The sequence below is a fragment of the Nocardia sp. NPDC051750 genome, assembly GCF_044453135.1.
Lineage (GTDB): Bacteria > Actinomycetota > Actinomycetes > Mycobacteriales > Mycobacteriaceae > Nocardia.
In genome coordinates this window covers 60,657-78,042 of sequence record NZ_JBITCK010000001.1, presented here as the reverse complement: position 1 = coordinate 78,042, position 17,386 = coordinate 60,657, and the positions used below count along the sequence as shown (strand labels likewise).

At 68.0% G+C, this 17,386-nt stretch carries 1 protein-coding gene; it reads left to right on the top strand.

Annotation, left to right across the window (positions count from 1 at the left end; translation table 11 throughout):
- Nucleotides 1–247: 247 nt before the first annotated feature.
- The gene (locus ACIA75_RS00305; RefSeq protein WP_397098274.1) at nt 248–17,305 is read left to right on the top strand and encodes an amino acid adenylation domain-containing protein; all 17,058 of its coding nucleotides are present in this window, start codon (nt 248–250) and stop codon (nt 17,303–17,305) included.
- Nucleotides 17,306–17,386 lie beyond the last annotated feature (81 nt).

The window sequence follows — 17,386 nt, the reverse complement described above, 5'->3', positions numbered from 1 at the left end:
CGCGAGCCCATCGGGGGTGGCTGGGCCTGCGCAGGTAACGACCGGGCTACGGCAGACAATGTAATGATGGAAGACTGCGAGTGCCGCAGCGGTCGAACATGCCCGGGCGCGGCACGGCCGCTGTGCCCGGGCGATGCGCACACCGTACGTGGTCGCCCTGCGCGCAGTAAGGAAACACCAGGTGAGGTAGGTTGATGGGCTCTGTTGTCGGTGACCGGAGGGACCATCTCCAGGAAGTGATGCGAGGATGACCCGAACGGCACGCACCCGGCCCACCCGCGCCCGGCGCCCCCGGTTCACCAGCTTGCCCCAACTCATGGCCGCGGCCGTTGAGACCAATCCCACCGGTATCGCCCTCCGCGGCGCCTACGCCAACGGCGAGCCCGGTCAGCTCACCTACGCGGAGCTGGACGAACGCTCCAACCGGCTGGCCCGGCTGCTCATCGCGCAGGGGGCCGGTCCGGAAAACCTGGTTGCGGTCGCCATCCCGCGCTCGATCGATTCGGTGGCCGCCGTGTGGGCGGTGGCGAAAACCGGTGCCGGATATGTGCCGGTGGATGTCACCTACCCCATCGACCGCATCACCCATATGGTCACCGATTCCGGCGTCGTCTTCGGCCTGACGGTGGCCGATACCGTCGATGAACTGCCGGACGAGGTGGAGTGGCTCGCGGTCGACAGCCCCGAAACCGCCCCTCTGATCGCGGAGTACCCGGCCGAACCGGTGTCCTTCGACGAGCGGCTGCGCCCGCTGCGCGCCGAGCACCCGGCCTACATCACCTACACCTCGGGGTCGACCGGCAAGCCGAAGGGCGTGGTGGTCACCCAGGCCGGACTGGCCGGGTTCTGCGCCGAACAGACCGAACGATTCCTGGTGGATGCCACCGCCCAGGTCCTGCACATCATCTCGCCGTCCTTCGACGTCGCGGTCCTGGAACTGTTGATGACGGTCGGTGCCGCGGCCACCATGGTGGTCGTTCCGCCCACCGTGTACGGCGGTGAGGAACTGGCCGCGTTGGTGCGGCGCGAGCGGGTGACCCATATCGTCATCACCCCCTCCGCCCTGTCCTCGACCGATCCGGCCGGCCTGGACGACGTGCGGGTGGTGGTCGTCGCCGGCGAGGCCTGCCCGCCGGAATTGGTGCGGCGGTGGGCCGGGACGCTGGTGGACGGTCAGCCGCGGAAATTCTTCAACGGGTACGGGCCCACCGAGGCCACCATCCTGGCCAATATCAGCGGGCCGCTGGAACCGGACGAACCGGTCGATATCGGCCCGCCGGTGCGCAATGTCACCGAATACATCCTCGACGACCAGCTGCAGCCCCTGCCCACGGGCGTCACGGGTGAGCTCTACCTCGCCGGTGGGCAGCTGGCCCGCGGCTACCACAACCGCCGCGGCCTCACCGCCGAGCGGTTCGTGGCCAACCCGTTCGGCGACAACGGTTCCCGGCTCTACCGCACCGGCGATCTGGCGCGCTGGCGCGCGAACGGTTCGGTGGAATACCTGGGCCGCAACGATTTCCAGGTGAAAATCCGCGGTTTCCGGATCGAACTGGGCGAGATCGACGCGGTGCTGACCGAGCACGAGTCGGTGGATTTCGCCGTCACCATCGGGCACGAGCCCCCCAGCGGCGCCACCCTGCTGGCCACCTACGTGCATGCGGCGAGCGGGGCCGTGGTCGATACCGATGAGCTGATCGCCCTGGCCGAGAGCCGGCTGCCCGCGTACATGGTGCCGGCGGTCATCACTGTGCTCGACGAGATCCCGCTGACCCCGGTCGGGAAGCTGGATCGCCGCGCGCTGCCCGAACCACATCTGCACACCACCGAATACCGGGAGCCGGAGACCCCGCTGGAGAAGCAGGTCGCCGCCGTGTTCACCGAGCTGCTGCGTCCCCCGGACCCGGTCGGCGCCGACGACAATTTCTTCGAGCTCGGCGGTAACTCGCTGATCGCGACCCAGGTGGTGGCCCGGCTGGGCGCGCTGGTGGACGCGCGGATTCCCGCCCGGATCCTCTTCGAGGCCGCGACGGTGGCCGGGCTCGCCGAAAAACTCGGCGAACTCGGCGGAACCGGTGCCGAGCATCGGGCGCTCATCGCGCGCCCGCGTCCGGAGCGGGTGCCGCTGTCGCTGGCACAGCAGCGGATGTGGTTCCTGAACCGGTTCGACGAGCAATCCGCCGCCTACAGCATCCCGATCGCCGTGCGCTTGTCGGGCGACCTGAATGTGGCCGCCCTGCGCGCGGCGATCGGCGATCTGGTCGATCGGCACGAGGTGCTGCGAACCTACTACCCGGAGACCGACCAGGGACCGGTGCAGGTGGTGCTGCCGCTCGGCCGGTCGGTGGTCGAATTGGGGTCCCGGGTGGTGGCGCCGGAGGGTGTCGAGTCCGCGCTGATCGATATGCTGTCGCGGACTTTCGATGTCACCGACGAGGTGCCGCTGCGGGTCGAACTGTTCGAGATCGACGGTGCGACCGACGAATACGTGCTGGCGATGGTGGTCTACCACATCTCCGCCGACGGCGCCTCGGTAGGACCGCTGACCCGGGACCTGATGACCGCCTACGCGGCCCGGGCCGCGGGCTCGGCACCGGCCTGGGAACCGCTGCCGGTGCAATACGCGGATTTCGCGATCTGGCAACGGGAAGTGCTGGGCGACGAATCCGATCCGGAATCGCTGGTGCACAAGCAGGTCGAATACTGGCGGGCAGCGCTGGCGGATCTGCCGGATCAATTGGAGCTGCCGGCGGATCGGCCGCGCCCGGCGGTGCAGTCGTACACGGGTGGCCGGATCGAGGTCCAGGTCGACGCCCGGACCCATGCGGCGCTGCTGGATCTGGCGCGCGATGCGAACGCGACCCCGTTCATGGTGATCCAATCCGCGTTCGCGGTCCTGCTGTCCCGGCTGTCCGGATCCGATGACATCCCGATCGGTACGCCGATCGCGGGTCGTGGTGAGCAGGCGCTGGATGATCTGATCGGTATGTTCGTGAACACGCTGGTGTTCCGGACGCAGATCGATCGCGGGGAGTCGTTCACGGATCTGCTGGCGCGGCAGCGTGAGGTCGATATCGCGGCGTTCGCGCATGCGGATGTGCCGTTCGAGCGTTTGGTGGAGGTGCTGAACCCGATCCGTTCGACGGCGCGGCATCCGCTGTTCCAGGTGGGTTTGTCGTTCCAGAACCTGGGGCAGGTGAATCTGGAGCTGCCCGGCCTGACGGTGTCGGGTGTGGGGCTCGATACCGAGTTGTCGCAGTTCGACCTGCATTTGATTGTCGGTGACGCCTACGACGAGTCGGGGGCGCCGCTGGGTCTGGGCGGGTTCCTGACGTACGCGACCGCGTTGTTCGATCGGGCGACCGCGCAGGGGTTCGTGGACCGGTTCGTGCGGTTGCTCGGGGAGATCGTCGCGGCGCCGGAGACTGTGGTCGGTGAGCTGGATATCTTCGCTCCGGCCGAACGTGCCGCGCTGACCGAGCGGAATTCGACTGCTCGTGAGCTGGATTCGGCGCAGACATTGGTGTCGCTGCTGGATGCTTCGGTGGCGGCGAGCCCGGATGCGGTGGCGTTGGTCGCCGCTGACGGGACTCAGGTGACTTACGCGGAGTTGGGTGCGCGGGTCAATGGTTTGGCCCGGTTCCTGATCGCGGAGGGGGTAGGCCCGGAAACGCGGGTCGGGCTGGCGCTGCGGAGGTCGGTGGACCTGGTTGTCGCGATGTACGCGGTGACTGTGGCCGGTGGTGTGTATGTGCCGATCGATCCGGATCAGGCGGCGGAGCGTAGCGGCTACATTCTCGAGACTGCGGCGCCGGTGTGTGTGCTGACGAATGCCGAGACCGGTTTCGCGCCTTCCGGTACCGGGGCCGGAGGGGGGTCCGATACCGGCACCGCCGAGGCCGGTTCCGATGTCGGAGAAGCGCCGGTGGTGGTGCTCGACGATCTGGACCTCGAGGCGTTCGACAGCACGCCGGTTTCCGATGCCGAGCGGGTGTCACCGTTGCGCGCGTCAAATACCGCGTATGTGATCTTCACGTCCGGTTCGACGGGCCGGCCGAAGGGTGTGGCAGTCCCGCACTCGGCGATCGTGAACCAGTTGCGTTACATCACTACCGAATTCGCGTTGGATGCTTCGGATGCGATTCTGCTGAAGACGGCGGCGACGTTCGATCTGTCGGTGTGGGAGTTCTGGACCGCGGCGGTGTCGGGTGGCCGGATGGTCATCGCCTCGGCGGAGGGGCATCGGGATCCCGCCTATCTCAACAGCGTGATGGGTCGCGAGGCGGTCACCACGTTGACGGTGGTGCCGTCGATGCTGGACGCGCTGCTCTCCACGGGCGAGGGTCTATCGGATTCGTTGCGGCGGGTGCTGGCTATCGGCGAGGCGTTGCCCGCGGCGACGGCGCAGCGGATATTCGCCGATCATCCGGCAATCGAGCTGTTCAACTTGTACGGTCCGACCGAGGCCGCCGTATCGGTGACGACCCATCGGGTGACCGAAGCCGATCGGGCCTCGGTGCCGATCGGTGTGCCGCAGTGGAACTCGCGGGTGTACGTCCTGGATTCGCGCTTGCAGCCGGTGCCCGATGGTGTGTCGGGTGAGTTGTATCTGGCTGGTGTGCAGTTGGCGCACGGGTATTTCGGTCGCCCGGATCTGAGCGCTGACAAGTTCGTGGCGGATCCGTTCACGCCCGGTGCGCGGATGTACCGCACGGGTGACCTGGTTGCCTGGACCCGTGCCGGTGAACTGGAGTATCGGGGCCGTACCGATTTCCAGGTCAAGATCCGGGGTTTCCGGATCGAACTCGGTGAGATCGAAGCGGCCCTGCTGGCGTTGCCCGAGATCGGCCAGGCCGCGGTGGTGGCGAAGGCCGATCCGCGGACCGGTGACCGGTTGGTCGGGTACCTGGTTCCCGCTGCGGTCGGTGTCGATGCCGGTCCGGTCGATGACTCGGTTGCTGGTGCCGATGGTGCCGATGGTGGTACCGGTGTGGATTTTGCCCGGATTCAGGCGGAGCTGGGTCTGCGGTTGCCGTCGTACATGGTTCCGGCGGCGTTCGTGGAGCTCGATGCGCTGCCGTTGAATGTCAACGGCAAGCTGGATCGTAAAGCTCTGCCGGAACCCGTTTTCGAGGCGACCGAGTTCCGGGCGCCGTCGACCCCGATCGAAGAGATCGTCGCGAGAATTTTCGCGGAGGTCCTCGGTGTCGACCGGGTCGGTGCGGACGACGATTTCTTCGCGCTGGGTGGTAACTCCCTGGTGGGGACCCAGGTGGCCGCCCGGTTGAGCAAGGCGCTGGATACGACCGTTCCGGTGCGCGCGCTGTTCGAGGCCACCACGGTTGCCGGTTTGGCGGTCCGGGTGGAGCAGCATGCCGGGTCGGGCGGCCGGGCGGCGTTGGTGCCGCAGCCGCGGCCGACGCGGGTGACCGATTCGGGTGAGGTCCAGGATGCGGTGCCGTTGTCGCTGGCGCAGCAGCGGATGTGGTTCCTGAACCGGTTCGATGCGCGGTCGGTGGCGTACAACATTCCGTTGGCGATCCGGTTGTCCGGTGCGCTGGATGTGGACGCGCTGCGGGCGGCGGTGGCCGATCTGGTGGCGCGGCACGAGGTGCTCCGGACGGTGTATCCGGAGACCGATTCCGGTCCGGTACAGGTGATTCTGCCGGTGGGGCAGGGGGTGCCGCAGCTCGACGTGCGGACCGTGACGGCCGGTGAGGTTGTCGCGGCCGTAGGTGAGTTGGCGTCGTCCGGTTTCGACGTGACGGCCGAGGTGCCGCTGCGGGTGGCGCTGTTCACCAGCGGCCGGAGTGAATTCGTGCTGGCCATGGTCGTGCACCACATTGCCGCCGACGGTTCCTCTGTCGCTCCGCTGACCCGGGATCTGATGACCGCGTATGCGGCCCGCACCATGGGCGAAGCGCCCGCATGGGCGGGATTGCCGGTGCAGTACGCGGACTTCAGCATTTGGCAGCGGGAGCTGCTCGGTGACGAATCCGATCCGGAATCGCTGGCGGCCGAACAGATCGGGTACTGGAAATCGGCGCTGGCCGGGGTACCCGATCAGTTGGATCTGCCCGCCGACCGGCCGCGACCGGCGGTGCAGTCGTTTGTGGGTGGCCGGGTGGAGCTCGGTATCGACGCCGAGGTCCACGCCGGGTTACTGCGGGTGGCGCAGGAGCACGGTGCCACGTTGTTCATGGTGGCGCATACCGCGTTCGCGGTACTGCTGGCGCGGTTGTCGGGCAGCGATGACATCACTGTCGGTACGCCGGTCGCGGGTCGTGGTGAGCAGGCTCTCGATGACTTGATCGGTATGTTCGTGAACACGCTGGTGTTCCGCACGCAGCTCGATCGCGGAGAGTCGTTCGCCGATCTGCTGGCGCGGCAGCGTCAGGTGGACATCGAGGCGTTCGCGAACGCGGATGTGCCGTTCGAGCGCCTGGTCGAGGTGCTGAATCCGGCGCGGTCGCAGGCGCGGCATCCGTTGTTCCAGGTCGGGTTCACGTTCCAGAATGTGGCGCAGTCGAGTTTGGAGCTGCCCGGGCTGACGGTGTCGGGTCTCGGTATCGACACCGAGATCTCGCAGTTCGATCTGAACCTGATCGTCGGTGACAGCTACGACGAAACCGGTGCACCGCAGGGTCTGGCGGGCTTCCTGACCTATGCCACGGATCTGTTCGATCAGGCGACGGTGCAGGGCTTTGCTGATCGGTTCGTCCGGTTGCTCGGTGAGATCGTCGCGAATCCATCGCTGCCGGTGGGGGATCTGGAAATCCTCGCGCCGGTCGAGCGGACCCAGGTGCTCGAGCAGTGGAATGCGACGGGGTATCCGTTCGTCCCGCGGCTGCTGCTGGAAGGGTTCGACCGTGCGGTGATCGCCTTCCCGGAGCGGGTGGCGGTGTCCTTCGAGGGTGCCGAGCTCACCTATGCGGAGTTCGGTGCCCGGGTGAACCGGCTGGCGCGGTTGTTGATCGCGCAGGGCGTGGGTCCGGAGTCGCTGGTCGGCTTGGTGATGTCGCGGTCGCTGGACCTGGTGGTCGGGATGTATGCGGTGGTGGCCGCGGGTGGTGCGTACGTGCCGTTGGATCCGGCGCATCCGGCGGAGCGGATCGGCTACATCCTGGATACCGCGGCACCGGCGTGCCTGCTGTCGACCACCGTGGATGCGCAGACCGTCGGTGTGGAACCGGCGGTCCCGGCCGGCTCCACGGTGGGTGTGCTGGCGGGTGTCCCGGTGCTGGCGGTGGATGACATCGACACCAGCGGTTTCGATAGCGCGCCGGTGACCGATGCCGACCGGGTGGCGCCCGTGCGTCCGTCGAATACGGCGTATGTGATCTTCACGTCCGGTTCGACGGGCCGGCCGAAGGGTGTGGCGGTACCGCATTCGGCGATCGCGAACCAGGTGGCGTGGATGCTGTCGCAGTATCCGATGGGTGCGTCGGATGTGTATCTGCAGAAGACGGCGACGACGTTCGATGTGTCGCTGTGGGGTTACTTCCTGCCGCTGGCCGCGGGCGCTCGTCTGGTGGTGGCGACCGCGGACGGACACCGTGACCCGGCGTACTTGGCGCGGGTGATCGCTGACCAGCGGGTGACGGTCACCGACTTCGTGCCGTCGATGCTGACGGTGTTCGCGGCGCATACCGAGGCCGGTTCCATCCCGAGCTTGCGGCATGTGTTCGTGATCGGCGAAGCACTGCCACCGGAGACGGTGACGGCGATGCACGCGGTCTCCGCTGCAGCGGTGCACAACCTGTACGGTCCGACCGAGGCGGCGGTGTCGATCACCTACTGGCAGGCCACCGGCGCGGAAGCCGGGAGTGTGCCGATCGGTGTGCCGCAATGGAATTCGCGCGTCTATGTGCTCGACCGCCGGTTGCGGCCGGTGCCCGAGGGAGTCGTCGGTGAGCTGTATCTGGCCGGTGATCAGTTGGCGCGCGGGTATGTGACGCGTCCGGATCTGTCGGCGGATCGGTTCGTGGCGAGTCCGTTCGATGCCGGCCGGCGGATGTATCGAACGGGCGACCTCGTGCGGTGGCGGCAGATCGAGTCGGCGTCGGCGCCGGTGCTCGAGTATCTGGGTCGTACCGATTTCCAGGTGAAGTTCCGTGGACAGCGGATCGAGCTCGGCGAGATCGAGTCGGCGTTCCTGGCGCAACCGCAGGTCAGCCAGGCCGCGGTGACAGTATCCAAGTCCCAGCTGGGTGAGCAGCTGGTGGCGTATGTGGTGCCGGCTCCGGGTGCGCAGGTGGTGTCCGCCGAGCTGCTGGAGGCTGTGCGTGCGGTCCTGCCGATCTACATGGTCCCGGCCGCGGTCGTGGAACTCGACGCCTTCCCGCTGAACACATCCGGGAAGCTGGACCGTAAAGCGTTGCCGGAGCCTACGTTCGAGTCCCGGGAGTTCCGGGCTCCGTCGACTCCCATCGAAGAGATCGTGGCGGGTGTGTTCGCCGATGTTCTCGGCGTCGAGCGGGTGGGTGCCGACGACGACTTCTTCGCGCTCGGCGGTAATTCGCTGATCGCGACCCAGGTCGCGGCGCGGATCGGTGCCGCGCTGGAGGCCCAGGTGCCGGTGCGGACGCTGTTCGAAGCCTCCACCGTGTCGGCGCTGGCAGCCGCGGCGGAGACCGCGACCGGTCGTGCGGGTCTGCCGGTACTGGCGCCGCGGCCGCGTCCGGAGCGGGTGCCGTTGTCGCTGGCGCAGCAGCGCATGTGGTTCCTCAACCAGTTCGATACCGAATCGATCGCCTACAACATTCCGGTCGCGGTCCGCCTGACCGGCGACCTCGATGTCGCCGCCCTGCGCGCGGCCGTCAACGATGTGATCGCTCGCCACGAAACCTTGCGCACCGTCTACCCGGCCCATGACGGGCGGCCGTACCAGAAGGTGCTGCCGGTCGGACAGGCCCTGCGGGACCTCACCCCGGTGCCGGTGCCGGCCGCGGAATTGCCCGCGCGAGTCGCGGAAGCGGTCACGGCCGGTTTCGACGTGACGACCGAAATCCCGTTGCGGGCAGCGCTGTTCCACTCGGCCGCCGATGAATACGTCCTCGTTGTCGTGGTGCACCACATCAGCACGGACGGCTGGTCGATCGGACCGCTGACCCGCGATGTGATGGCCGCCTACGCCGCCCGCTCCGCCGGCACAGTGCCCGGCTGGGCGCCGCTGCCGGTGCAGTACGCCGACTACAGCATCTGGCAGCGGGAGGTCCTCGGCTCGGAAGACGATCCGGACAGCCTGGTCAGCGCGCAAGTGCGGTATTGGCGACAGGCACTGGCCGGATTGCCGGACGAACTGAACCTGCCCGGTGACCGGCCGCGGCCCACCGCGCAATCGTTTGCCGGTGGCACCGTGCCCTTCCCGATCGACTCCCGGCTGCACGAGGGTGTGACCCGGCTGGCCGCCGAACACAACGCCACGGTGTTCATGGTCGTACACGCGGCGCTGGCGCTGCTGCTGGCGCGGTTGTCGGGTACCGACGATGTGGCCGTCGGGACCCCGATCGCGGGTCGCGGTGAGGCCGAACTCGACGATGTGGTCGGCATGTTCGTCAACACGCTGGTGCTGCGGTCGCATGTCCGGGGCGAGCTGAGTTTCTCCGATTTCCTCGCGGCCACGAAAGAAGCCGACCTCCAGGCGTTCGCGCATGCCGATGTGCCGTTCGAACGCCTGGTGGAACTCGTCGATGTCGAGCGTTCCACGGCCCGGCATCCGCTGTTCCAGGTGGCGCTGTCGTTCGAGAATCTGCCGCCCGCCGGATTCGAACTGCCCGGGTTGCGGGTCGCCGCTGTCGAATTCGATGCCGACACCGCCAAATTCGATCTCTCCCTGCGTGTCGTCGAAACCGGAGCAGGGATGGCAGCGGAATTCTCGTTCGCCCGTGACCTCTTCGACGAGGACACCGTCCGCGTCTTCGCGCGCCGCTTCGTGCATCTGCTGGACGCCCTCGTCCGGACCCCCGACGCGCCCATCGGTGATCTGCCGATCATCGACGATTCCGAATATCGCCTGCTCACCCATATCCATGGTGATGAGGTGATGGCGACCGGTCTGCTGCCGGAGATCCTCCACTACGGTGTCCGGACGAACCCCGGCGGTGTGGCGGTCCGGTACCGCGGCCGGTCGGTGACCTATCGCGAGCTGGACGCGGAGTCCTCCCGGCTGGCCCGGGTGCTGATCGGCCGCGGTGTCGGACCGGAAAGCATTGTGGCACTGTCCTTCCCGCGTTCCTACGATATGGTTCTGGCGTTCTGGGCGGTGACCAAGGCCGGCGGTGCGCACCTGCCGGTGGATCCCAACTATCCGGCCGACCGGATGCGGCATATGCTCTCCGACTCCGGTGCGGTACTGGGAGTCACCAGCAGCGAGTTCGTCGACCGCCTGCCGGGCGATACGCCGTGGCTGCGGCTGGACGATCCGGCCCTGCAGGCGGAGGTCGCGGCACAACCGGACCACCGGGTCACCGACGCCGAGCGGACCGCGCCGCTGATGATGTGGCACCCGGCCTATGTCATCTACACCTCCGGCTCCACCGGTCTCCCGAAGGGCGTCGTGGTGACGCATGCGGGTATCGGCGGTCTCGCCGATGTGGCGGCCGATCTGTACCGGCTGGAGTCGCGGCACCGGTTCCTGCACATCTGCTCGCCGAGTTTCGATCCGTCGGTACTGGAATGGGTGTGCACGAGTTATGTCGGCGCCACCCTGGTGGTGGTGCCGGGCGAGATCATCGGCGGACCGGACCTGGCCGAACTGCTGCGGTCCGAAGAAGTGACCCATACGATCATCACCCCGGCGGTGCTCGGCACCATGGACCCGGCGAACCTGGACGCGCTGGAAGTGGTGTCCGTCGGCGGCGATGTGACCACACCGGAACTGCTGGCCAAATGGGAACCGGGACGCGAGTACTTCAACGGCTACGGTCCCACCGAGACCACGATCATTTCCTCGTACGCGCGGCTCTTCCCCGGTGAACACGTCACCATCGGCGACCCGGTGCACGGGATATCGGCCCTGGTCCTGGACTCGCGATTGAATCCGGTACCGCCGGGTGTGGCGGGTGAGCTGTATCTGTCCGGTGGCGCGCTGGCGCGCGGTTACCACAACCGGCCAGGTCTGACCGCCGACCGTTTCGTGGCCAACCCGTTCAGTTTCGAGGGTTCGCGCATGTACCGCACCGGCGATGTGGTGCGGTGGTACGCGACGCCGGGACTGCGGGCAGGGAACGAGGCATTGCCCACGGTGCGCTGGGAACTGGACTATGTCGGCCGGTCCGACTTCCAGGTCAAGATCCGGGGTTTCCGAGTCGAATTGGGTGAGATCGACACCGCCCTGGCCGCACACCCGGATATCGAATACGCGGTGACCCTCGGCCGGGAAACCGCCGCGGGCGCGACGATTCTGGTGTCGTATGTGCTCCCGGCCCAGGGCCGGAGCGTGGACACCGGTGCGGTGACCGAGTTCGTATCCGCCGGGTTGCCCGCGCATATGGTGCCGTCGGCGATCGTGGTCCTGGACGAGATTCCGCTCACGCCGGTGGGCAAACTGGACCGTAGGGCGCTCCCGGAACCGGTGCTGGAGGCACAGTCCTACCGCGCCCCGGTGGGTGAGGCCGAAACCGTGATCGCCGAGGTCTTCGCCGATGTGCTCGGTACCGGGCGGATCGGTGTCGACGATTCGTTCTTCGCCCTCGGCGGTGACAGTATTCTGTCGATCCAGCTGGTCTCCCGGGCCAAGGCCCGCGGAGTGGTCTTCACCCCGCGCGATGTGTTCGAGCGGCGGACCGTGGCCGGGCTGGCCGAGATCGCCACCCTCGGCGTCGCAACCGAACAGCGTCTCGCGGAACTGCCCGGCGGCGGGGTCGGCACCATGCCGGTGCTGCCGGTCATGTCCCAGATCCTGCGCGGCGGCGCGTCGTACCAGCGGTTCTCCCAGCCGATGATGTTGCGCCTACCGGCCGATATCGATCGCGAGACCCTGGTCGCGACCCTGTCCGCGGTATTCGATCACCACGACGCGTTGCGCTCCCGGCTGGTGGTGCCGGCCGACGGTGCGCCGGAGTTCGAGGCGCTGGCCCCCGGTGCCATCGATATCGACGCGCTCGTGCACCGGGTGGACCTCGACGACGCGATCGACGAGGCCGAACTCACCCGCGTCGCGTCCGCCGAGTTCGATGCCGCGCTGGGGCGCCTGGACCCGGCCCGCGCTGTGATGGCGCAGTTCGTCTGGTTCGCCTTCGGCGGTGAACGGCGCGATGTGCTGGCCTTCGTGGCGCATCACTTCGTGGTCGACGGTGTGTCGTGGCGCATTGTCATCCCGGACCTGGCGCTGGCGTGGTCGCAGCTCGCGGCCGGTCAGCCGGTGGTGTTGCCGCCGGTCGGCACCTCGCTGCGCCGCTGGGCGCACGGACTGGCCGAGGCCGCCGGTGACCCCGGACGAGTCGCGGAACTGCCGTATTGGCGCACGATCGCCGCCACCCCGGACCCACTGCTCGGCGCCCGGGCGTTCGATCCGGCGATCGACACCAACGCCACCGTCGAACAGTTCCGGGTATCGCTGCCCACCGAGATCACCGAGGCGGTGCTGACCACCGTCGGCGCCCGGTACCACGGCGGTCCCAACGATGCCCTGCTGGCCGCGCTCACGCTGGCCCTGGCCCGGCTGCGTGGTGGTGATCCGTCGGCCGCGGCGCTGATCAAACTGGAAGGCCACGGCCGGGAAGAGACCGTGGTGCCCGGCGCCGACCTGTCCCGCACCGTCGGCTGGTTCACGGCCGTGCATCCGGTGCGCCTGGAATTGCCGGGCATCGACCTGGACGAGGCGTTCGCGGGCGGCCCGGCCATGGGCGCGGTGGTGAAAGCGGTGAAGGAACAGCTGTTCGCGATCCCGGACAAGGGACTCGGCTACGGCCTGCTGCGCTACCTGAACGCCGAAACCGGTGACGCGCTACCGGAACTGGTGCCGGGGCAGATCAGCTTCAACTATCTCGGCCGCGTCTCCGCCGGCGAGATCCCCGCCGAAATGGCCGAACTCGGCTGGCTGCCGACCGGCGATCTCGGCCCGATCGACGCCGAATCGGACCGCGATATGCCCGCCAACGCGGTGCTCGATATCAACGCCATCGTCGATACCGGCGCCGACGGTCCGGTATTGACCGCGTCCTTCTCCTACCCGAGCGGACTGCTCACCGAGGCGACAGCGCGGGAATTCGCGGACCTGTGGATCGCCGCGCTCACCGCGCTCGCCGACCATGTCCGCCGGCCGGACGCGGGCGGTTTCACTCCGTCCGATATGTCGCTGGTCCGGGTTTCGCAGCGCGATATCGAGCGCTGGGAGGGCGGCTACCCGGCGATGTCGGAGGTGTGGCCGCTGTCGCCGCTGCAGGCCGGGTTGCTGTTCCACGCCCAGTTCGTGGGTGAGGGACACGACGTCTACACCATGCAGTCGTCGGTCACCCTGGCCGGCGTGGTGGACCCGGTCCGCCTGCGGCGCGCCGCCGAGACCATGATCGGCCGGTATCCGAATCTGCGGACCGCGTTCGTCGCCGATACCGACGGCCAATGGGTACAGATCGTGCTCGACTCCGTATCGGTGCCGTGGCGCGATGTCGACCTGCGTGATCTGCCGGAGCCGGAACGGGCCGGAGCGCTGGATCGGCTGCTGGCCGCGGACCAGGCCGACCATTTCGATATGTCGGCCCCGCCGCTGATCCGGTTCCACCTCGTCCGGCTGACCGAGGACACCTGGCAGCTGGCGATCACCACCCACCACATCCTGCTCGACGGCTGGTCCATGCCGCTGCTTATGCGGGAACTTCTGGTGCTGTACGCGGTGCGCGGCGATACGTCCGTGCTGCCGCGGGTGGTCTCGTACCGGAACTTCCTGTCCTGGCTGGCCGGGCGTGATCACGCAGCCTCCGTCCGGGCGTGGCGCGAGGCGCTCGACGGTTTCACCGAGCCCGCCCTGCTGGCGCCCGAGCCGGTGGCGCCGGAAAGCTACGAGATGGGCACCTTCGTCGCCGAGATCGACAAGGACCGCACGGCGCAACTCACCGCGCGCGCCGCCGATCTCGGGATCACGATGAACACCCTGCTGCAGGCGGCGTGGGGTGTGCTGCTCGGCTGGGTCACCGGACGTGACGATGTGGTGTTCGGTGCCACGGTGTCCGGCCGTCCGGCCGAACTTCCCGGCGTCGAGTCCATGGTCGGCCTGTTCATCAACACCCTGCCGGTGCGGGTCCAGGTGGATCACCGGGCGACCACCAGCGATCTGCTCACCGGATTGCAGCGCGAACAAGCCGCCCTGCTGGAGCACCACTACCTGGGGCTGACCGATATCCAGCAGGCCGCCGGAGCCGCGGTGCAGTTCGACAGCCTGTTCGTGTTCGAGTCCTATCCCACCGATGCCGCCACCGTCGCCGCAACCAGCGATATCGACGGTATGTCCATCGTCGGTGTGGGCACGCGCGACAACAGCCACTACCCGATGACCCTCGTGGTGACGGCCGAGGGCACTGTCCGGATCATGCTGAAGTACCTGACCAGCCGGTTCGACGCCGCGGCTGTCGAAACGCTCGCCGCGCGACTGGTGCGGGTGATCGACCACCTGGTCGACGCACCGGACCTGCCGGTGGGGGATGCGCAGTTCCTGACCCCGGCCGAACATGCGGAACTGGGCTCGCGCTCCGGTGGCCCGGCGGTACCGGCGCGGACATTGCCGGACCTGCTGGCCGCTGCCGTGGCGGTGGATCCGGCGGCGCCGGCGGTGGTGTTCAAGGGCGTCCGGCACTACTACGGCGAATTCGACCAGCGATCGAACCGGTTGGCGCGGGTGCTGATCGAGCGCGGACTGGGTGCTGAGGATCTGGTCGCCGTGGCGGTGCCGCGGTCGGCGGATTCGGTGCTCGCCGAATGGGCGGTGACCCGATCCGGTGCGGCGTTCCTGCCGATCGACCCGACCTATCCGGCGGATCGGATCGAGCATATGCTCACCGATTCCGGTGCGCCGGTGGGTATTACGGTGTCGTCGGTGCGGGCCGATCTGCCGGATTCGGTGGATTGGCTGGTACTCGACGAGCTGGACCTCGCCGGGTATTCGGCCGGGCCGATCACCGATGCGGATCGCGTGCGGCCGTTGACGCCGGCGAATACCGCGTATGTCATCTACACCTCCGGTTCGACCGGTGTGCCCAAGGGCGTGGTGGTCAGCCACGCCGGTCTGGCGAACTTCAGTGCGGAGCAGGTCGAGCGGTACGGCCTCGATACGACAACGCGGGCGCTGGCGTTCGCGTCGCCGAGCTTCGATGCGTCGATTCTGGAGTTGTTGCTGGCGGTGGGGTCGGCGGGTGCGCTGGTGGTGGTGCCGACGGGCAACTACGGTGGCGCCGAGCTGGGCGAACTCATCTCCAGTGCCGGTGTGACGGTCGGTTTGATCACGCCCTCGGTGCTGGCGTCGCTGGATCCGGCGGACCTGGCGGGTATGCAGGTCATCATCGCGGGCGGTGAGGCGATTTCGGCGGACCTGGTCGCGAAATGGTCCACCACACCCGAGGTCGAGTGGTCCGCGGGTGCGGTCGAGCGGCGGCTGCACAATGCGTACGGTCCGACCGAGGCGACCATCGCCACGAATATCAGTGGTGTGCTGCGTTCCGGTGATCCGGTGACGATCGGCGGTCCGGTGCGCGGTATGCGCGCGCTGGTGCTGGACGACCGGTTGAACCCGGTGCCCGAGGGTGTGGCCGGTGAACTGTATGTCGGTGGTATCCAGCTGGCGCGTGGTTACCACGCTCGGTTCGGTCTGACCGCGGAGCGTTTCGTCGCCGATCCGTTCGGCGAACCGGGCGCCCGGTTGTATCGCACGGGCGACGTGGTGCGCTGGCGGCGTGACGCCGCGGGTGATCCCGCGGTGGAGTATGTGGGCCGCAACGACTTCCAGGTGAAAGTCCGTGGTTTCCGCATCGAACCGGGCGAGATCGACGCCACGCTGACCTCGCACGACAGTGTCGATTTCGCGGTCACCCTCGGCCACGAGAGTGCGGCGGGCGCGGCCGTGCTGGTGTCGTATGTGGTTGCCACGCAGGGCTTCTCGATCGATGTGGCGGAGTTGCGCGAGTATGCCGGGCAACGGTTGCCGTCGTACATGGTGCCGTCGTCGATCATGGTGCTCGACGAAATCCCGCTGACCCCGGCGGGCAAACTGGACCGCCGGGCGCTGCCGGTGCCGGTGTTCGCCGCCGACGCCCACTTCCGCGCGCCCCGCTCCCCGCTGGAGCACACCATCGCCGAGATCTTCGCCGAGGCGCTGGGTGTGGACCGGGTCGGGATCGACGACTCGTTCTTCGCGCTCGGCGGTAACTCGCTGCTCGCGACGAAGGTCGCTGCCCGGCTCGGTGCGGAGACCGGGGTCGATATCAGTGTGCAGTGGTTGTTCACCGACGCGACCGTGGGCGGCCTCGCCGCCCGGCTCGCCGCACCGGCCGACGCGGAGGCGCTGGCCGAGGCGGCACTGCAGGTGGTCCTGCCCATCCGGGACACCGGTGACAAGACCCCGATTTTCGCCATCCACGCCCGAGACGGACTGGCCTGGACTTTCGCCGGGCTGACCGGGCTGCTGCCGGCGGATCAGCCGATCTACGGTCTGCAGTCGCCGGCGTATTCCGAAACCGATTATGCCCCGGCCTCACTGACGGAGATCGCGGCCCGCTACCTGGCCGAGATCCGGCGCATTCAGCCGGTCGGCCCGTACCGCCTGCTCGGCTGGTCGCTGGGCGGGGTGCTGGCCCATGCCGTCGCCACCGAACTGCAGGAGGCGGGCGAACAGGTCGAGATGCTGGCAATGCTGGACAGCCATCCGGCCGTCGATCCCGGCATCTTCGAGTCCGCGGTCCGCGCGGCGCTGGTGGAACAGGGGATCGTCACCGAGGAAACGGGCCGGGGTGTCGGCGAACTCGGTGACGCGGAACTGGACCGACTGCACGAGTTGATCCCCCCGGAGCTGCTGCGCTTGCCGGTGGACCGGCTCCGCGGTGTCTACCGGACCGCGGTGCGCTCCGCGGAACTGATCGCCGACCACCAGCCCCGGGTGTACCAGGGTGTCGTCGACTTCTTCCGTGCCGACGTCCCGGTCCCCGGCGCACAACAGGCCGGTCCTACGGCGGACGACTGGCGGCCGTATGTGTCCGGCGATATCGCCGAGTACGCGGTACCGGCGACGCACGACGATATGACCACGGTGGAAGCTTTCGCCGTGATCGCGCCACTGTTGGCGGACCGGCTCGGTGAAACCTCCGGCGGACAGGACTGAACCCGGTACAACAGATACGAGTCGCCGGCTGCACAGCCGCGGCCGGCGCAGTGGTCAGGCAGGTGTCCGCACCGCCTGACC